Raw genomic sequence first — 17,559 nt, 5'->3', positions numbered from 1 at the left:
CGGGGCTGTCCGTTCGCTGTCAGATCGCGAAGCGCGGACCGCTTGACCACGAAGACACCGGCACCGGCTCGATCTTCGGCAGCTCGGGCTGCTGCAGCACGCGGCGCAGCACCCGGTCTTCCATTGCGGCAAAGCCCGCGGCACCGCGCGAGCGTGGGCGGGCCAGCAGCACCGATTGGTCCAGCGCGATGTGCTGTTGCTCGATCAATACCACGCGGTCGGCCAGCGCCACCGCCTCGCTCACATCGTGCGTGACCAGCAGCGCGGTGAAGCCCTGCTCCTTCCACAGCCGTTCGATCAGTTGCTGCATGTCGATGCGCGTCAGCGCGTCCAGCGCGCCCAGCGGTTCGTCCAGCAGCAACAGGCGCGGCCGGTGCACCAGCGCGCGGGCCAGCGCCACACGTTGTTTCTGGCCGCCGGACAGCACCGCCGGCCAGTCGTTGGCCCGGTCGGCCAGGCCCACGTCGCGCAGCGCCTTCAGCGCGCGCTCCTTCGGGTTCGGTCCGCCGACGCCCAGCGCCACGTTGTCCAGCACGCGCTTCCACGGCAGCAGGCGCGCGTCCTGGAACATGATGCGCACGTCGCCCCGGCCACCGATCTGCTGGCGCACCTGGCCGTCCAGCTGCACGCTGCCGCGGTCGGCATGCTCGAGCGCGGCGACGTGGCGCAGCAAGGTGCTCTTGCCGCAGCCGCTGCGGCCGACGATGGCGACGAACTGGCCCGGCGCGATGTCCAGGTTCACGTCGCGCAGCACGGCGCGGCCGGCGTATTGCTTGGTCAGGCCGCGCACCTGCACGGCCAGGCCATGCGAGGCCGGACTGGCCGCCGGCACGGCGGCGGGCGAGCCCGCGCGGTGCGGCGCCGGCTCCAGCTCGCCGGGCACGGTCACATGGGCTTCGGCGCCCAGCCAGTCGCGGGTCTGGCCGCCGTCGCGCTCGAAGTAGGACATCGCGTCTGCTCCTGGAAGTTGCTTGGGTTCGGCCGGGATGCTCATGTGGACTGGTAACCCGGGTGCCAGCGCAGGCACAGCCGCTCCAGGCCGCGGGCGACCTCGTCGGCCAGCTTGCCCAGCAGGGCGTACAGCAGGATGCCGACCAGCACCACGTCGGTCTGCAGGAACTCGCGCGCGTTCATCGTCATGTAGCCGATGCCGGCCTGAGCCGAGATGGTTTCGGCGACGATCAGCAGCACCCACATCAGCCCCAGCGAGAAGCGCAGGCCCACGAGGATGGACGGCAGCGCGCCCGGCAGGATCACCTCCCGGTACAGCGACCAGCCCGACAGGCCGTAACTGCGCGCCATCTCGATCAGGCCCTTGTCCACATTGCGGATGCCGTGGAAGGTGTTCAGGTACAGCGGGAAAAACACGCCCACCGCGACCAGGAACAGCTTGGCGCTTTCGTCGATGCCGAACCACAGGATGACCAGCGGGATCAGCGCCAGCGCCGGGATGTTGCGCAGCATCTGGAAGCTGGTGTCCAGCAGTGTTTCGGCCAGCCGGAAGCTGCCGGTGGCCAGGCCCAGCAGCAGGCCCAGCCCGCCGCCGATGGCCAGGCCGGCCATCGCCCGGCCACTGCTGACCGCCACGTGATGCCACAGCTCGCCCGAGCGCGCGAGTTGCCAGAAGGCGCTGGCCACCGCGTCCGGTGCCGGCAGCACGCGGCTGGACAGGCTGCCGCTGCGCGACGCCAGCTCCCAGGCGACCAGCAGCAGCAGCGGCACCAGCCACGGTAGCGCCTGACGCGAGATGCGGCGCCAGGCCTGCGACCTGGCCTTGACGGGGATGCCGACGGACGCCGGCACCGACGAAGAGGGAACAGCTTGCGTGGTCATGGCGACAGCACCCGGCCCGGCTTCAGCTCGCGGCGCGCGCGAGCACCGAGGGCTCGCTGGCGGCAGCGGTCTTCCCGGCGCTGTTCTCCGCACTGTTGGCACTTGGCACATGGTTGTTGGCGACGATCTCGCCGAACGGACCGGTCAGCGAGGGCTGGCCCAGGCGCTCGCGCACCGAGAGTGGCAGCAGCGGGAACACCAGCTCGGCGAAGCGGTAGGCCTCTTCCAGGTGCGGGTAGCCGGACATGATGAAGTAGTCCAGCCCCAGCGCCGCGTACTCCTTGATGCGGTCCGCCACCTGCTGCGGGTTGCCCACGAGCGCGGTGCCGGCACCACCGCGCACCAGGCCCACGCCGGCCCACAGGTTGGGCGACACCTCCAGGCCTTCGCGGATGTTCTCCGGGTTGTACTTGCCGGCATGCAGCGCAGCCATGCGGCGCTGGCCTTCGGAATCCATCTTCGCGAAGGTGGACTGGGCGCGGGCGACGACCTCCGGGTCCAGGTACGAGACCAGGTCCGCCGCGGCGGCCCAGGCCGCCTCTTCGGTCTCGCGCACGATCACGTGCAGGCGGATGCCGTAGCTCAGCGTGCGGCCCAGCTCGGCCGCGCGGCGGCGCACGCCTTCGACCTTTTCGGCAACGGCCGCGGGCGGCTCGCCCCAGGTCAGGTAGGTGTCCATCTGCTGGGCCACCAGCTCGTGCGCCTCGGCCGACGAACCACCGAAGAACAGCGGCGGGTACGGGCGCTGCACCGGCGGGTAGAGCAGCCGCGCGCCCTTGACCTGCAGGTGCTTGCCGTCGAAGTCATGCGACTCGCCGGTGTGGCTCTTGCGCATGATGTCGCGCCAGAGTTGCATGAACTCCGAGGCCTGCGCATAGCGCTCGCCGTGCGGCAGGAACTGGCCGTCGCCTTCGAGTTCGGCCTGGTCGCCGCCGGTGACCAGGTTGATCAGCAGCCGGCCGCCGGAGAGGCGGTCGAAGGTGGCCGCGATGCGGGCGTACTGGCTCGGTGTGATCAGCCCCGGGCGAAGCGCGACCAGGAACTTCAGGCGCTGGGTGAAGCCCATCACGCTGGAGGCCACGGTCCACGGGTCTTCGCAGGAGCGGCCGGTGGGGATCAGCACGCCTTCGTAGCCCATGGTGTCGGCGGCAATCGCGACCTGCTTGAAGTAGTTCAGGTCGGCCACGCGCGCGCCGTGCGAGGTGCCGAGGTAACGGCTGTCGCCGTGGGTCGGGATGAACCAGAGCATCTTCATGATGGCGGCTTCCTTGTTCGGTAAAAAGGGGTCAGCGCTCGGTGGCGACGCGGGTCGTGCCGGCAGCGCCAGGCAATGCGTCCACGATGCGGATCGGCTTGGGGATCAGCTTCAGGCTGTAGAAGCTGTCGGCAATCAGTTGCTGCTCGGCGGCGATGGCCGGGGTCACCGGCTGCACGTTGAACTGGTAGCGGTGCAGGCTGAGCTTGACCACTTCCACGTCCAGCCCCTGCAGTGGCGCGATCAGCACCGCGGCCTCGTCCAGGTGGGTTTTCAGCCAACGGCCCTGGGCCTGCGTGTCCTCGAACAGGGTGGCAATCACCTTGGGGTACTTCTGTGCGTAGCCGCGTTCGGCCAGGTAGAAGTTGTAGTCGCTCACCAGGCCCTTGCCGTCGGCCAGGATGCGGGCATTGCTCTGCTTTTCGACGGCGGCCAGGAACGGATCCCAGATCACCCAGGCATCCACCGCGCCACGCTCGAAGGCGGCACGTGCGTCGGCCGGCGGCAGGAAGACGGGCTGGATGTCGGTGTATTTCAGGCCGGCTTTTTCGAGTGCCTTGACCAGCAGGTAATGCACGTTCGAGCCCTTGTTCAGGGCGACCTTCTTGCCCTTCAGCTCGGCCACGCTCCTGATCGGCGAGTCCTTCGGCACCACCAGCGCCTCGGCTTCCGGTGCTGCCGGATCGTTGCCGATGTAGACGAAGTTGGCACCGGCGGCCTGCGCGAAGATGGGCGGCGCTTCGCCGACAAAGCCGACGTCGATCGCGCCGACGTTCAGGCCTTCGAGCAGCTGCGGCCCGGCCGGGAACTCGACCCATTGCACCGCGACACCCAGCGGCTGCAGGCGTTTTTCCAGCGTGCCCTGGGCCTTTTGCAGCGTGAGCAGGCTGGCAGATTTCTGGAAGCCGATGCGCAGCGCAGACGGCGAGGCCGGCGCGGCGGCAAAGGCGCCAGCCGCGCCCAGGCCGATCGAAAGGGCCAGCAGTTGGCGGCGGGTGCGGGACAGCAGGGACAACATGAGGGCTTCTTTCAATGCTGCGGAACGGCGGCCAGCGCTGCCAGGGTGGCAGGCTGCACACGAAGCGGCGGCTGCAGCGGCGCCAGCGCGCGGCCCAGCCGGTCCAGCACCGCTTCGGAAGGAATGTGCCGCTGCAGCGCGTGGTCGCGCTCGAACTGGGTGTCCTCGGCGTAGACGACATCCAGCACATGGCGCGCGCCCAGTGCCGACAGCACCGGCTTCAACGCATAGTCCAGCGCCAGCAGGTGGCCGATGCTGCCGCCGGTGCCCAGCGCCAGCACGGTCTTGCCGCGCAGCCCGTCCTGCGGCAGCAGGTCCAGGAAAGCCTTCAACGCGCCGCTGTAGGCGGCCTTGTAGATGGGCGTGGCGACCAGCACCACGTCGGCCGCGGCGACCTGCGCCAGCGCCTGGGCGATCAGCGGGTCACGTGCGTCGGCGGCCAGCAGCGGCACGGCCGGCAGCAGGCGGACTTCGATCTCGACTGCGCCCGGCCCCTGGGGGCGGGCCAGCGCGGCCAGCGCGGCGCGCAGCAGCGCGGTGGAGCGGGACGGGCTGGTGGGGCTGCCCGCAATGCCGACGATGTTCATGAACCTGCCTTCGACCCAGCACCCCCACAGGAGGCGAACCACACGCGACATGCGCGAAACATGCTTACCGCGGGGGAGACCCTGCAGCCAGCGTGTTCACGATAACGAGCGCCCTCCGCCAGACGAAGGAAGGTTTTCGGCTTTGGTTATCGGCTTTGGTTATCGGCTCGGCGAAGGCCTGGGTTCAGCCTGTCAGACCACCACGCGTTCCCACACCGGCTGGCCTGTGGACTCGGGCTGCACCTCGGGTGCGGTGCCCAGCGGGCCGAAGTGGGCAGGCAGTTCGGCGCGGTCTTCCAGCAGCGCGAGGAAGTCGGGGCGCAGCGGCACGCGGGCGGCCTCCAGCGCCAGCTTGCGGGCGTTCAGCAGCGGCGGGTTGCCGACGATGGACGCAGCGCGGAAGGTGATGTTGACCAGCGTGCGGCGCTGCGCGGTCACGTTGATGCCCTGGCTGTGGATGGCCATCGGGTCCAGGAAGACCAGCGAGCCGCGCGGCGCGAGGATCTGCACCGCGCTCGGGAAGTAGGCCTGGTCATAGACCAGGTAGTTGATGCCTTCCTCGCGCACGCCCGCCTCGGTGTGCTTGAAGTAGTAGCCGGGTTCGCGCAGGCGGTGGCTGCCGGGCACGACAAAGGTCGCGCCGTTCTCGGCCGTCAGGTCGGTCAACAGGATGAAGGCATGCAGGTAGCTGGGCAGGATGGGCCCGTCCTTCCACAAGGTGTCGCGGTGGTAGCTGAGCCGGCCGCCCAGGCCGCGGGCCTGGCTGCGCGGGTCCGGCATGTTGGTCTGCAGCAGGCAGTCGCGGATCACCGCGCCGCCCAGGTAGGTTTGCGCCATGGCCTGCACCCGCTGCGACATGGCCAGCGCCTGCAGCTCCTCCGAGACGCAGTAGGCGCAGCGCGTGGTCAGCAGCGGCCAACCGTGGGTGAAGTTCACCTTGCCTGCGGTCTTGGCGTAGTGCTCGACTTCGGCCTCGAAGGCGGTCAGCGGCGGCAGCAGCGCGGCCAGCTGGTCTTCGCTGACAAAACCGGGCAGCACGACAAAGCCGGCGGTCTGCAGGCAGAACAGGTCACGTTCGAATTGGGCGATGGTCATGGCGTCATGGGGGTCATGGGACGGGTCCGTTCAATGAAGCCAGGCCTGCAGGCGCTCGGCGCAATCGGCCGGGGCCGGCATGGCGGCAATCTCCTGCTGCAGGCGGCGCGCCGCCTCGCGGTGGCCGGGCTGGTGCAGCAAGGCGGCGACCGCCGGGCCGACGGCCTGCGCGGTGGCGGCTTCTTCGCTCAGGTGCAGGCCGGCGCCGACCCGCTCGCAGTGCACCGCATTGCGGTACTGCGAGGCACCGCCGCGCGGCACGATCAGCAGCGGCAGGCCATGCGCCAGCGCGGCAATGGTGGAGCCGGCGCCGCCGTGGCAGATCACCGCGTCGCAATGCGGCAGCAGCTGGCGGTGGGGGATGAAGGCGCTGGCGTGCACATTGGCGTAGCGGCTGAAGTCCAGCGACTGCAGCGCCGCGCCCGTTGTCAGCACCACGCGCACCGGCTCGCGCTGCAGGCCGTCCAGCAGGCGCAGCAGCAGTGCGGGCGCCTGGTTGTAGGCGTCCACCGTGCCCAGCGTGAGGTGCACCACCGGCTCGCCGGGCTGCAACAAGGCCTCGGGCAGGGCATCCGCCGCGCTGCCCGGCGGGGCGTCCACCAGCTCGGGCCGCAGGGCCCAGGCGCCAGGAAAGGCAGCGGCCGCTTCGGTCTGCAGCGTCGGCGGGCAGGTGTCGATGAACCGCTGGTACAGGCCGGCGTAAGGCGGCGGCTGCAGGCCCTGCGCCTGCCACTGGGCATCCATGCGCTGGGTGACGTTCTGCAGCACCTGCAGCGGCCGCATCGCGACCGGCCAGCCGACGGTGGCGCAGCGTGCGCCGACCAGTGCCGCCACCAGCGGCCCGGCGAATTCGCCTTCCTCGTGCAGCACCAGCGCCGGCCGCCAGTCGCGCAGCTGCGGCAGCAGCATGGCCAGCAGGCGCTCGGGGTAGAGGCGGGTGAACATGGTGGCGGCGCGCTCGGACGCCGGCATGGCGGCTGTCCCGTTCTCTGCCAGCTGGGCGTCCAGCAAGGCGTTCAGCTCATCGGTCTCGGCGCCGGCCTCCAGGCATTCGAAGCCCATGCGCCGCACATGCTGCGCGAAGCGCGGCGGCGCGGCGAAGCGCACCGCGTGGCCGGCCTGCTGCAGCGCGCCAGCCAGCGGTGCCAGCACCTCGAAGCGGCCACGGCCGGGAATGCACAGCAGCAACACGCGCATGGGGCGTTCTCCGGTTCAGGCGGCCAGCGCCTCGGTTTGCAGCAGGATCTCGCGGGCCCGGGCCACGCTGTCGAAGATGTCGGCCAGGTCGAAGTTGATGTCGCGCTCGATGATGATGGCGCGTGGCTGGGCGCGTTCGCAGACGTGGCGCAGCAGCTCCCAGACCGGCTCGACGATGCGGTGGCCGTGGCTGTCGATCATCAGCTCGTCGCGCACGAAGCCGCCGGCCAGGTGCAGCTCCACCACGCGGCCGAGGTCCAGCCCGGCCAGGTATTCATAGGGGTCGAAGCGGTGGTTCTGGGCATTGATGTGCAGGTTGTTGACGTCCAGCAGCAGCCCGCAGTCGGCCTGCTGCAGGATGCCGTTGACGAAGCTCAGCTCGTCCATCTCCTCGTCGCCATGCTCGAAGTAGTAGGTGATGTTCTCGACCAGGAACGGCGTGGCGCTGGCCTGCTGGATCTGGCGGATCTTGGCGGCGATGCGCTGCTGGTTGGCCACGCTGCGGCGCACCGGCATCAGGTGCCCAACGTCCAGCTCGCCCACGCGCGAAAACGCGATGTGGTCGCTGAACCAGAGCGGCTGCCAGCGCTGGACCGCCTGCAGCGTCGCGGCCAGGTGGTCCGGGTCCAGCGGCGCGGCGGTGCCCAGCGAGGTGCTGACGCCGTGCAGCACCAGCGGCTTGTCGCGCATCAGCCGGCGCAGCGGCTCGCCGACCTGCTCGTCCTGCAGGATGTTGTCGGAGATGACCTCCAGCAGGTCCAGCTCGTCGAGGCGGTCGATGATCTCGGCCTCGATCTCGTGGCGGTGGTTCAGTCCGACGCCGAGGCAGTGGGGATTGCAGTCACGCTTGGGCATGCCGGGTCCTGTTCAGGAGGGGAAACGGAAGGGCCGGACAACACCAGGGGCGCGATCACGCCGGCCTCGGCGAGCTTGTCCAGCGTGGCGGCCAGCGCCTGCGGGGTGGACAGCGCATAGCCCTGGCTGCGCAGGTGGTCCGGCAGGTCGGCCAGCGAGCGCCGGCCATCGCAGGCCGACAGCAGCAGCAAGGTGCGCGCGGTGATGCGCAGCACCCGCACCTGGGTGTCCTGCCAGGTTTCGTAGAACAGCAGCAACTCGTCCTGCGCGGGCACCGCCACCGCCTGGTCGCGCCAGGCGGCCAGCGCCGGCTCGCGCATGTCGGCAGGCTGCTGCACGGCAGCGCGCAGCGTGCGGACCAGTGGCGAGATGGCGCGCTTGAAATGCAGGGTCTCGCTGTTGGCGACCAGGGCCGGACCCAGGTAAGGCGGGGACACCGGCGCTGCCTTGCCGCGGCGCGCCGCGCGGTCGCTGACGCGCAACAAGGCCTCTTCGTAGCGCATCACGTCCAGCACCGGGTCACCCTCTGCCAGCGCCGGGCCGGGCTCGGCCACGCAGGCGGCGCAGAAGGCCCGGCAGGCTTCGGCGACGGCGGGCGTGGCGGTGTCGACCTGCGCGTCCTTGTAGCGGCGCCACAGCTGGCGGGCCTGCTCGGGCGACAGCAGCGCAGCGCTCAGCGGCAGCGCGCGCAGCACCTGGTCCATCAGCCGCTGGTCCAGGATGCTGGCGAGGATCTTCAGGCGCCGGCTGTTGCGCTGCACCGTGGGTGCCAGCAGCGCCAGCGCCTTGGCCGGCAGCTCGCCGAAGGTGATGGCCGCGCCCTCGCTGACGCAGCGCGCCAGCAGCCCGCTGTTGCAGACCAGTTGGGCCACGGCCTGCTGCAGCAGGTATTCGGCCTGCTCGTCGCTGGGCTCGGTGCGCGCGCTGTCGGCCACGGTGGCGGTGGCGGCGTGGGCGGCCAGCAGGCGCTGGTGCAGCTGCATGAAGCGGCTGCGATCCTCCGGGCCCAGCGAGGCGGCCAGCCGGTCACCGCAGGCCAGCGCGGTGGCCAGGTCGGCGCGCACCAGCTGCTTGTAGGCCTCCAGCCGGATGCGCGCATCGCCCAGCTCGAAGATGCGCGCCAGCAGCCCGGCCGGCGCCGGCCGGGCCAGCGCCTTCAGCAGCACCAGCACCGTCTGCAGGTTGCGCCGCGAGGGCCGGGCCGGGTCGCGGTAGAAGTCCAGCGGGTTGACTTCGTCGTCGAACCACAGCGTGTCGTTGGCGCGCTGCGCCCTGTCCTCGGAATCGTTGAAGACATGCAGCGTGACGCTGGGTGCCGTGGTGTCGGGATTGCCCAGCGCGTGGATGCAGGGCGGCACCAGGAAGCCGGTCTGGCCGCGGGCGGCCACGAAGCGCTGGGTCGGGTTCAGCGTTTCGCTGGCGGCGTCGCGCTGGTAGAGCGCCACGTCGAGCCGGTTGTGCATCACGCCGCTGACGCTCCAGGTGTTGTGCTGGTGCGGCGCATTGGTGAAGCCCGGGTCCCACAGGAACAAGGCCATGCGCCAGCAGCGCCCGTGCTCGATGTGCAGCGGCTCGTAGGGCGCGCCTTCGAGCAGGCAGCGGGCGGCCTTGTCGGTGGTGGCTTCGGCGCATTCGAGCACGAAGCGTTCGTCCAGCATCGCGCTGCCGACGATGGGCCGCACCGCGTGCACCACGTCGGCCGGCGACAGGTGCTGGTCAACCGCATCGTTGATGCCTTGGATCAGGGTGGTCAGTGCCATGCACGGCTCCCGCTGCACGCGAAGCACTCGCCGGTGCAGCGTCATCAAGGAACTCGCCGAGCGAACCGCAAGCTCGGACCTCGAAACAGGGGCACCCCGACCCGGCACGCTGTTGACATGCCGCACCAAGGTGCCTGGACGGGGCTCAGGCGAAACCGCCCGGGCCGCGTCCGTCAACAGCTCACGAGCAGCTCAGGCAACCGACGGCCTGGGCAGCCACGGCGTCGACGCTCTGGGTGTCGACGATTTCGAACGCGTCGACTTCTTGCAGCAGCGCGACGTCAGCGGCCGAGATCACGGTGGTTTCGATGCTCATAGTTTCTCTCCTTGAGTGTTAAGAAAAAACCCAGCATGGACAGGCCTGGGTGGCGGGTTTTTACATGCCATCGCCCTGTTTCCGACATCCCCTGACATGGGGGGTTATTCAAAACAATGGCGATCGGCTGCAAACCAAACCCGCGTAACGCCAGGAAACCAACCTGAATTCATTTGTATCTGCAGTTTCATTACCGCACAGCCAGGCACGCCACTTACATCCACGCACACTCCTCAGCTTGGCCTAATGCTCGCCTAACGCAGCGTTTCCGCAGCTGCGCTACTGGCGTGTGTGCGGTGGCGCGGCGCACGCATCAGCGCGCATATACCAGGGCTGAAAGATATTCGAAAGTGCTGCTTTCAAGGCGTTACAGCCCCACCCTGTCGGGATATCGGCTATTTCCATTCCGAGAATATCCAACCCCCTTCAACGTGGGATATCGAGCCGGATTCGCGCGGTGTGCAATCAGCGCGCAGGAGATCCCGAAAAAGGTTTCCCAAAACCCCCACAAACCAGGGCGAGAAAAATGAACCACATCGACTGGACCGCGCTGCTGGCGCAGCCGCAGATCAATCTGGCGGACTGCCTGGTGCAACGCCATGTGCGCGAAGGCCGCGGTGTGCGGCCGGCGCTGCTGTTCCACGACACCCGGCTCAGCTACGACGCGCTGCAGCAGGCCATGGCCCGCAGCGCCCACCTGCTGCAGCGCCGCGGCGTGTTGCCTGGCGACCGGGTGCTGCTGGTGGTGCCGGACAGCCCGGCCTTCGTCAGCAGCTTCTACGCCATCCTGGCGCTGGGCGCGGTGGCCGTGCTGGCCAACCCGCTGCTGCCGCCGGCCGACCTGGTCTACATGGCCCAGCATGCCGGGGCCCGTTTCGCGGTGATGCACCAGGGCATTGGCGCCAAGGCGCAGGCCGTCGGCGAAGCGGGCGTGCAGGTGCTGCAGTGCGGCGACGGTGCCGGCGAGCGCGGCGAACTGGAACGCGCCGCCGCTGGCGAGCCCAGCGTCTTCCCGATTGCCGAGACCGCGGCCGACGCGCTGGCCTACGTGCTGTTCAGCTCCGGCACCACCGGCAAGCCCAAGGCGATTCCGCGCCGCCACCGGGACATCCTGCACTGCACGCGGGCCTTTGGCGACGACATCCTGGCGATGGACGAAAACGACCTGGTCGTCGCCGTGCCCAAGCTGACCTTCGGCTATGCGCTGGGCGGCTCGCTGCTGTTTGCCGGCGTGGCCGGCGCGGCGGCGGTGGTCTTCCCGCTGCGCTCGACCGCGGCCATGGTCGCCGAGCAGATCGAGCGCCACCGGCCTTCGGTCTTCCTGGCCACGCCGCGCATCCTGGCCGAGCTGCTGAAGAGCCCGGGCGCCGAGGCGCTGCTGGACACGGTGCGCATCGCCACCTCGGCCGGCGAACCGCTGCCGCCTTCGGTGCTGCAGGCCTGGCGCGCGCGGCTGGCCGCGCCGCTGATCGATGGCTTCGGCTCGACCGAGGTCGGCCACATCTTCCTGTCGAACTCGGTCGACGACATCCGCGAGGACAGCTGCGGGCGCTGCCTGTCCGAGTTCCGCGTCAAGCTGATCGGCGACGACGGCCAGTCCGTCAACGAAGGCGCCTCGGGCCGCATGTGCATTGCCGGCCCCAGCGTGGCCAGCGGCTACCTGAACGACCCGGAGCGCTCGGCCGCCAGCTTCGACGGCGAATGGCACATCAGCAGCGACCTGTTCACCTGCCGCGACGGCGCCTACACCTACGTCGGCCGGGCCGACGACATGGTCAAGAAAGGCTGCGGCGAATGGGTCTCGCCCTACGAGGTGGAAGACGCGCTGATGAAGCTGGACGCGGTGCTGGAGGTCGCGGTGGTCGGCAGCCGCACGCCGGCCGGCGTGATCGGGCTGAAGGCGTTTGTCGTCACCACGCCGGACACACCGGTCTCCGAAGCGCTGGTCGCCACGTTGATCGAGCACACCCGCCAGCGCTGGCCCGACTTCCCGCACAAGCACCTGGACGAGGTCGAGTTCATTGCCGAGCTGCCACGCAACGTGGCCGGCAAGGTGCAGCGCCAGCAGCTGCGCCAGCAGTCGCTGACCGAGTTCTCGTATGACTGCTGAGGCCTGCCCGCTGGGCAGGGGCGGCGCAGCGCAGGCCGGGCCCCATGCCGGCCTGCGCTATGCCGGCTACCTGCGGCTGGACCAGGTGCTGGGCGCGCAGGCGCCGCTGAGCGCGGACACCGCGCAGCCCATCCACGACGAGCACTTCTTCATCGTGCTGCACCAGGCCCACGAGCTGTGGTTCCGCCAGTGGCTGGTCGAGGCCGGCGCGGTGCTGCAGGCCGATGCGCAAGCGCCCGGCTTTTTTGCCGAGGCACTGCCCAAGCTGCACCGCATGGTCGAGATCCAGGCGCTGCTGAACCAGCAGCTGGGCCTGCTGGCCACGCTGGACCCGCTGCAGTTCCTGGCCATGCGCCCGCTGCTGGGCAGCGCCTCGGGCAGCCAGAGCCTGCAGTTCGTGCTGATGGAAGCGACGCTGGGCACGCTGGACGAAACCCGCGCGCCACAGGTCTGCACGATGATGACGCCGGCCGAAAACGCGCAGGTGCTGGCCACCTGCCGCCAACCCACGCTGCACGACCAGTTGGCACGCGGCCTGGCCGCCGAATGGCAGCGCCAGCAGGCCACGCCGGCCGCCAAGGCCTGCCAGGCGCAATGGGCCCAGGCACTGACGGAACGCGAGGCCGCCCAGGGCTGGCCGGCACTGGCGCTGCCGGCGGCCTTTGCCCGGCTGCCCCGCGCGGCTGCGCTGGCGGCGCTGCTGGCGCGCCCGCGCAGCCAGCCACGCGAGCGGCTGGTCGACGATGCGCTGGACCGCCTGTGCCAGCTCGAACAGCAGCTGCACCGCTGGCGCCTGCTGCATGCCGAGCAGGTGCGTGAGCTGCTGGACGAGCTGCCCGGCACCGGCGGCAGCAGCGGCCACCGCTACCTCAGCGCCAATGCCGCCGCGCAGCCGCATTCGGCGCTGCGCACGCTGCGCCAATGGGCCGCCCGGCCAGGCATCCAGGTGCCTGCATGACGTTGCAGCCCGCCCTGGCCCACGACGCCTTCTGCCGCCCGCTGGCCGCAGACGGCCAGCCGCTGAGCTACCTCTGCGGCCATTCGCTGGGCCTGGCGCCACGCGCCGCGGCGGAGCGCGTGGCGCACGAGATGCACCGCTGGACCACGCTGGGCGTGCGCGGCCATTTCGAAGGTGCGGAGCGTGGCGACACGCCCTGGGCCCGGGCCAGCGAGCCGCTGCGCGCGCCGCTGGCACGGCTGGTCGGCGCCTCGGTCGACGAGGTGGTGGCGATGAACAGCCTCAGCGTCAACCTGCACCTGCTGCTGCTGAGCTTCTTCCGGCCGCAAGGCGCGCGCTCGCGCGTGCTGCTGGGCCGCAACGCCTTTCCTTCGGACCGGCTGGCACTTGAATCGCAGTGCCGGCTGCACGGGCTGGATCCCGCGGTCTGCCTGGTCGAGGCGCAGGCCGCCGAAGGCGTGTCGATGACGGACGCGGTGCTGCGCGAACTGCACCGCCACGGCGAGCGCGTGGCGCTGGTCTGGCTGGACGCGGTGGACTACACCACCGGCGAGGTGGTGGACATGGCCCGCGTGGCCCGCGCCGCGCAGGCGGCGGGCGCCCGCGTGGGTTTCGACCTGGCGCATGCCATCGGCAACCTGCCGCTTGCGCTCAGCGAAGATGGCGTGGACTTTGCCGTCTGGTGTGGCTACAAGTACCTCAATGGCGGGCCGGGCGGGCTGGGCGGCGCCTATGTGCACCGCCGTTTCCATGGCGACGCGCAGCTGCAGCGCCTCGAAGGCTGGTGGGGCCAGGCCGCCAGCTCGCGTTTTGCCTGGGGCCAGCAGCCGCGCGAGCGGGAGGCCGGCGCTGGCGCCTGGCAGCTGAGCAACCCGCCGGTGCTGGCGGCGGCGGCGCTGGCCGCGTCGCTCGAACTGTTCGACCATTTCCCGGCCAGCACCTGGCGCGCGCGCAGCCTGGCACTGACCGCGCTGGCACGCGACAGCATCGAGGCGCTGGACCGGCCGCCGCTGCGCATCCTGACCCCGGCCGAACCGGCGCGCCGGGGTTCGCAGCTGTCGCTGGACCTGCCGGGCCAGGCGGTGGCGATGGAACACGCGCTGCTGCGCCACGGCGTGGTCTGCGACGCGCGTGGCGCCGACATCCTGCGGGTCTCGTTCTGCCCGCTCTACAACGACGCCGACGACGTGCGCGCGCTGGCCCAAGCCCTGGAGCAACTGCTGTGAAACGCGTCTGCATTGCCGGCGCCGGCCTGGCCGGCCTTTACCTCGCGGTGGCGCTGGCCCGCCGCGGCATCGCGGTCGAACTGCACGAGCGGCGCGAGGCTTCCGAACTGGGCCTGACGGAAGACGCCAAACGCCGCTCGATCGCGCTGGCGCTGTCGCACCGCGGCCTGCATGCGTTGCGCAGCCTGGGGCTGGAAGCCCGGGCCAGCGAGATCGGCAGGCGCATGCTCGGCCGGGTCATCCACCAGGCCTCCGGCGAACTCGCCTTCTCGGCCTACGACCCGACGGGCCAGGGCCGCATCCTGGCGGTGCAGCGGGCCGAGCTGTACGAGCTGCTGGCCGAGGCGGCGCGCCGCGAGCCGCTGGTCACGCTGCGCTTCGGCCAGGGCTTGCGGGACTGGGCGCATGGCGAAGACGGCCAGGTGCAGGTGCGTTTCGACAAGCTGGCGCAGCCCGCCACCTTCGACGCGCTGCTGGGTGCCGACGGTGCCGACTCGCGCACCCGCGCGACGCTGGAACGCCAGCGCGGCGTGGCCTTCCAGCGGGTCGATTTCGAGCAGGCCTACAAGGAGGTGCGGCTGCGCGTGGCGCCGCGCCCGGCCGGGCAGGACGGCCTGCACATCTGGCCCCGCGACGAGGTGATGCTGATCGGCCTGCCCGGCCGCCAGACCGGCGAGCTGGACGGCACGCTGTTCCTGCCGCGCGCCGCCGAGGCCGCTTGGTTCGGCCTGGACGCGGCAGCGCTGCAGCAGCGTTTTGCCGCGCTGTTCCCGGACCTGCAGTTGCCGCCAGGCGAAGCCGAGGCGCTGCGCAGCCGCCCGCTGGGCCGCATCAGCACCATCGAAGGCGGGCCGTGGTGCGACGGGCCGGTGCTGCTGGTGGGCGACGCCGCGCACGCGGTCACGCCGTTCCTCGGCCAGGGCATGAACTGCGCGCTGGAAGACTGCGAGCTGCTGCTGGACTGCCTGGACCAGGCCAGCGGCTTTGCACCGGCCTTCCTGGCCTTCTACCAGCAGCGCCGCGAGGACGCGCAGGCGCTGGGCCAGATGTCCACCCGCAACCTGCAGGAAATGATGGTCGAGACGCGCACCCCCGCCTATGCTCGCCAGAAGCAGTTGGAGGCTTGGCTGGCCACGCGCTTTCCCGGCGTGTTCCTGCCCAGCTATTCCGCGATCACCTTTGGTCGCATGCCTTACGCCAAGGTCTTGCGCATGAAGACACTCCAGGAAGCGCTGCTCGCGCGCTTGCAGACCACCAGCGGCGAGCCGCCCGCCGCGGCCCAGGCCGAGCGCGAGGTGGCCGCCTACCAGGCCGCGTTTTCTTCGCTGATGGCGGAGCCGGCATGCTGAACACCCACGCCCCCACGGCCCCGCTGCTGCAGGTGAACCAGCTCGGCAAGCAGCTGGGCGCCCGCGTGATCTTCCGCAGCCTGAGCTTTGCCTGGGCCCGGCCAGAGCTGGTGTGCGTGCGGGCGCCCAACGGCGCCGGCAAGACCACGCTGCTGACCATGCTGGCGGGTGCCGCGCTGCCCGATGCCGGCCGGGTGCTGCTGCAGGGCCTGGACCTGGCGCGCTCGCGCGAACAGGCTGCGCGCCAGCTGGCCTTCGTGCCGGACGGCTGCCCGATCTACCCTTTCCTGACGGGCCGCGAATGGCTGGCCTTTGCCGCCTCGGTGCACGGCAACAGCCCGGCCGCGAGCGACGAGCTGGTGGCGCGCTTCCAGATCACGCCGCACCTGGACACCCGCTTCGGCGCGATGTCGCTGGGCACCGCGCGCAAGTTCCTGCTGGCCTCGGCACTGGCCAGCGACGCGCCGGTGCTGATCATGGACGAGCCGACCAACGGCCTGGACACCCGCTCGCTGGCCGTCTTCAAGGACTGCCTGGACCAGCGCCGCAGCCGCGGCCTGGTGGTGCTGACCTGCCACGACACGCAGCAACAGCAGCTGCTGGGGGTGCGCACCGTCGAGCTGGCGGACCTGGAGGCGGCGCCAGCGTGAAACCGACCGAGTCCATGTCGGCGCCCACGCAGATGGCACGGGCCGAGCGCCCCGCCGAGCCCCAGCCGGCCCGCCTGCCTTCAGGCAAGCGTTCGACCGCGCCCTCTGCCGGCGGGCAGACCACGTTCCGCAAGCTGTTCTGGTGGCGCATGCACCACGTCGCCAGCGTCGGCTTCCGGCTGCTCACGCGGCGCTGGCAGGCCGCCATCCTGGTGCTGTTCATGGTCTCGCCCAAGCTGATGCCGCTGGCCCAGCAGCTGGAGATCCTGGGCTCGCCGGTGCTGCGCCTGACCGAGCCCGGCGCGCCGGCCACCACGCTGGGCGTGTGGCTGCTGATGCTGAGCCTGGCGGCCAGCTGGTGCGCGCTGCAGGCCGGCCTCCTGAGCGGCGGCCCGGCCTGGGCCTACCTGCGCACGCTGCCGCTGCCCAGGCACCTGACGCGCCGGGTCGACCTGGCGGTGCTGGCGGTGGCCGACCTGCCGCTGCTGCTGCCGTTTTTCGCGGCCCAGTACACGCTGCACCACGAGGCCGGCCATGCCCGGCTGGCCGCCACGCTGGTGCTGGCCGCGCAGCTGCCGCTGGTCCAGCTGCTGGGGCTGCAGCGTTCGCGCGCGCTGCTGCCGCTGCTGGCCGCGCAGGCACTGGCGCTGCTGGCGGTGGCGCTGGGCCTGGGCAGCGGCTGGCTGGCGCTGCTGCTGCTGGCCGCCAGCGCCGCGGCGCTGTGGCTGCCGGACGCGGTTCGCCAGCGCCGGCCGCGCACACCGCTGCCACCACCGGCCTGGCTGCGCATGGGCGCGCAGCGGGCGCCGCGGGCCAACCTGCTGCGGCTGGACCTGCGCTTCCTGCTCGCCCCTGCGCAGCTGCTGCGCCAGCTCGGGCTGCTGACGGCCACCGGGCTGCCGGTGCTGCTGTGCTGGCTGCTGCCGCGGCTGGGTGTGCAGGCGGTGGTCGTGCACTACATGCTGCTGATGCTGCTGGTGCCGCTGCTGTTTGCGCTGGCGGGCCGGGCCTTCGACCTGCGCCAGCTGCACGCGCCGATGGCCGCGCTGCATGCCAGCCAGGGCATCAGCCCGCGGGCCACGATGCAGGTTGGCCTGCTGGTCCTGCAGCTGCTGGGCCTGCTGGCGCTGCTGCCGCTGACGCTGGCGCTGCTCTACAGCCTGGGCGCCGCCCGCGCGCTGTGGCTGCTGCCGGCCGGCCTGCTGGCGCTGCTGGTGCTGGCCGCGCTGAACTACCGCGGCGACCAGGGCATGTTCATTCCCAAGGTCCTGATTGCCGTGGCCGCCAGCGGCGGCCTGATGTTTGCGCTGCTGTGAGCGGCGCCGCTTGCCCATCCCACGTTGCCCTTCC

The 17,559-nt window shown here is 70.8% G+C and carries 16 protein-coding genes; 6 read left to right on the top strand and 10 right to left on the bottom strand.

What is annotated here, in order from left to right:
* Positions 1–19: 19 nt before the first annotated feature.
* The 10 genes from ACAH41_RS21520 to ACAH41_RS21475 form a co-directional block, all read right to left on the bottom strand.
* On the bottom strand, positions 20–994 hold the full coding sequence (locus ACAH41_RS21520) for an ATP-binding cassette domain-containing protein (protein WP_370538459.1): 975 nt from the start codon (positions 992–994) through the stop codon (positions 20–22).
* Positions 991–1,833 carry an aliphatic sulfonate ABC transporter permease SsuC gene (gene ssuC, locus ACAH41_RS21515; protein WP_325653864.1) on the bottom strand — a complete coding sequence of 281 codons (843 nt, stop codon included), beginning with the start codon at positions 1,831–1,833 and terminating at the stop codon, positions 991–993. Before ssuC ends, ACAH41_RS21520 begins: the two co-directional genes overlap by 4 nt.
* A gap of 22 nt (positions 1,834–1,855) precedes the next feature.
* A complete protein-coding gene (gene ssuD, locus ACAH41_RS21510; protein ID WP_325653865.1) occupies positions 1,856–3,088 on the bottom strand; it encodes an FMNH2-dependent alkanesulfonate monooxygenase in 1,233 nt (410 codons plus the stop codon).
* 31 nt (positions 3,089–3,119) lie between these two features.
* Complete coding sequence (locus ACAH41_RS21505; protein ID WP_325653867.1) at positions 3,120–4,106, bottom strand: sulfonate ABC transporter substrate-binding protein; 987 nt, start codon at positions 4,104–4,106, stop codon at positions 3,120–3,122.
* A gap of 11 nt (positions 4,107–4,117) precedes the next feature.
* Positions 4,118–4,693, bottom strand: coding sequence for an NADPH-dependent FMN reductase (gene ssuE, locus ACAH41_RS21500; protein ID WP_325653869.1), 576 nt, complete (start codon positions 4,691–4,693; stop codon positions 4,118–4,120).
* Between the two features lie 192 nt (positions 4,694–4,885).
* Positions 4,886–5,788 (bottom strand): phytanoyl-CoA dioxygenase family protein, encoded by a 903-nt coding sequence (locus ACAH41_RS21495; protein ID WP_325653871.1) that lies wholly within the window; start codon positions 5,786–5,788, stop codon positions 4,886–4,888.
* A gap of 30 nt (positions 5,789–5,818) precedes the next feature.
* On the bottom strand, positions 5,819–6,985 hold the full coding sequence (locus ACAH41_RS21490) for a glycosyltransferase (protein WP_325653873.1): 1,167 nt from the start codon (positions 6,983–6,985) through the stop codon (positions 5,819–5,821).
* A 15-nt stretch (positions 6,986–7,000) separates the two neighbouring features.
* Positions 7,001–7,840: a DUF692 domain-containing protein gene (locus ACAH41_RS21485; RefSeq protein ID WP_325653875.1), complete on the bottom strand. Its 840-nt coding sequence runs from the start codon at positions 7,838–7,840 to the stop codon at positions 7,001–7,003.
* The gene (locus ACAH41_RS21480) at positions 7,795–9,600 is read right to left on the bottom strand and encodes a hypothetical protein (protein WP_325653877.1); all 1,806 of its coding nucleotides are present in this window, start codon (positions 9,598–9,600) and stop codon (positions 7,795–7,797) included. Before ACAH41_RS21480 ends, ACAH41_RS21485 begins: the two co-directional genes overlap by 46 nt.
* A 181-nt stretch (positions 9,601–9,781) precedes the next feature.
* Positions 9,782–9,916: a hypothetical protein gene (locus ACAH41_RS21475; protein ID WP_259372474.1), complete on the bottom strand. Its 135-nt coding sequence runs from the start codon at positions 9,914–9,916 to the stop codon at positions 9,782–9,784.
* A 526-nt stretch (positions 9,917–10,442) separates the two neighbouring features.
* Here ACAH41_RS21475 and ACAH41_RS21470 point away from each other — a divergent pair.
* From ACAH41_RS21470 to ACAH41_RS21445, 6 genes are read left to right on the top strand one after another with little or no spacing between them, the layout of a single operon-like run.
* Positions 10,443–12,026, top strand: a complete 1,584-nt coding sequence (locus tag ACAH41_RS21470; RefSeq protein ID WP_325653879.1) for an AMP-binding protein — start codon at positions 10,443–10,445, stop codon at positions 12,024–12,026.
* A complete protein-coding gene (locus ACAH41_RS21465) occupies positions 12,016–12,984 on the top strand; it encodes a tryptophan 2,3-dioxygenase family protein (protein WP_325653881.1) in 969 nt (322 codons plus the stop codon). Before ACAH41_RS21470 ends, ACAH41_RS21465 begins: the two co-directional genes overlap by 11 nt.
* Positions 12,981–14,210, top strand: a complete 1,230-nt coding sequence (gene kynU, locus ACAH41_RS21460) for a kynureninase (protein WP_325653883.1) — start codon at positions 12,981–12,983, stop codon at positions 14,208–14,210. The genes ACAH41_RS21465 and kynU overlap by 4 nt, the downstream gene beginning before the upstream one ends.
* Positions 14,207–15,559: an NAD(P)/FAD-dependent oxidoreductase gene (locus tag ACAH41_RS21455; protein WP_325653885.1), complete on the top strand. Its 1,353-nt coding sequence runs from the start codon at positions 14,207–14,209 to the stop codon at positions 15,557–15,559. The genes kynU and ACAH41_RS21455 overlap by 4 nt, the downstream gene beginning before the upstream one ends.
* Positions 15,553–16,209: an ABC transporter ATP-binding protein gene (locus ACAH41_RS21450; protein ID WP_325653887.1), complete on the top strand. Its 657-nt coding sequence runs from the start codon at positions 15,553–15,555 to the stop codon at positions 16,207–16,209. The genes ACAH41_RS21455 and ACAH41_RS21450 overlap by 7 nt, the downstream gene beginning before the upstream one ends.
* Positions 16,206–17,525, top strand: coding sequence for a hypothetical protein (locus tag ACAH41_RS21445; RefSeq protein ID WP_325653890.1), 1,320 nt, complete (start codon positions 16,206–16,208; stop codon positions 17,523–17,525). Before ACAH41_RS21450 ends, ACAH41_RS21445 begins: the two co-directional genes overlap by 4 nt.
* The last annotated feature ends 34 nt before the right edge of the window (positions 17,526–17,559 follow it).

This window comes from Ideonella sp., from assembly GCF_041287625.1.
Lineage (GTDB): Bacteria > Pseudomonadota > Gammaproteobacteria > Burkholderiales > Burkholderiaceae_C > Ideonella.
This window is presented reverse-complemented; position numbering and strand designations above follow the sequence as displayed.

What these genes read in the sequence shown, in the direction of transcription:
- ACAH41_RS21520 (WP_370538459.1), bottom strand. Translation starts at nt 994, where the DNA reads ATGAGCATCCCGGCCGAACCCAAGCAACTTCCAGGAGCAGACGCGATG.
- ssuC (WP_325653864.1), bottom strand. Translation starts at nt 1,833, where the DNA reads ATGACCACGCAAGCTGTTCCCTCTTCGTCGGTGCCGGCGTCCGTCGGC.
- ssuD (WP_325653865.1), bottom strand. Translation starts at nt 3,088, where the DNA reads ATGAAGATGCTCTGGTTCATCCCGACCCACGGCGACAGCCGTTACCTC.
- ACAH41_RS21505 (WP_325653867.1), bottom strand. Translation starts at nt 4,106, where the DNA reads ATGTTGTCCCTGCTGTCCCGCACCCGCCGCCAACTGCTGGCCCTTTCG.
- ssuE (WP_325653869.1), bottom strand. Translation starts at nt 4,693, where the DNA reads ATGAACATCGTCGGCATTGCGGGCAGCCCCACCAGCCCGTCCCGCTCC.
- ACAH41_RS21495 (WP_325653871.1), bottom strand. Translation starts at nt 5,788, where the DNA reads ATGACCATCGCCCAATTCGAACGTGACCTGTTCTGCCTGCAGACCGCC.
- ACAH41_RS21490 (WP_325653873.1), bottom strand. Translation starts at nt 6,985, where the DNA reads ATGCGCGTGTTGCTGCTGTGCATTCCCGGCCGTGGCCGCTTCGAGGTG.
- ACAH41_RS21485 (WP_325653875.1), bottom strand. Translation starts at nt 7,840, where the DNA reads ATGCCCAAGCGTGACTGCAATCCCCACTGCCTCGGCGTCGGACTGAAC.
- ACAH41_RS21480 (WP_325653877.1), bottom strand. Translation starts at nt 9,600, where the DNA reads ATGGCACTGACCACCCTGATCCAAGGCATCAACGATGCGGTTGACCAG.
- ACAH41_RS21475 (WP_259372474.1), bottom strand. Translation starts at nt 9,916, where the DNA reads ATGAGCATCGAAACCACCGTGATCTCGGCCGCTGACGTCGCGCTGCTG.
- ACAH41_RS21470 (WP_325653879.1), top strand. Translation starts at nt 10,443, where the DNA reads ATGAACCACATCGACTGGACCGCGCTGCTGGCGCAGCCGCAGATCAAT.
- ACAH41_RS21465 (WP_325653881.1), top strand. Translation starts at nt 12,016, where the DNA reads ATGACTGCTGAGGCCTGCCCGCTGGGCAGGGGCGGCGCAGCGCAGGCC.
- kynU (WP_325653883.1), top strand. Translation starts at nt 12,981, where the DNA reads ATGACGTTGCAGCCCGCCCTGGCCCACGACGCCTTCTGCCGCCCGCTG.
- ACAH41_RS21450 (WP_325653887.1), top strand. Translation starts at nt 15,553, where the DNA reads ATGCTGAACACCCACGCCCCCACGGCCCCGCTGCTGCAGGTGAACCAG.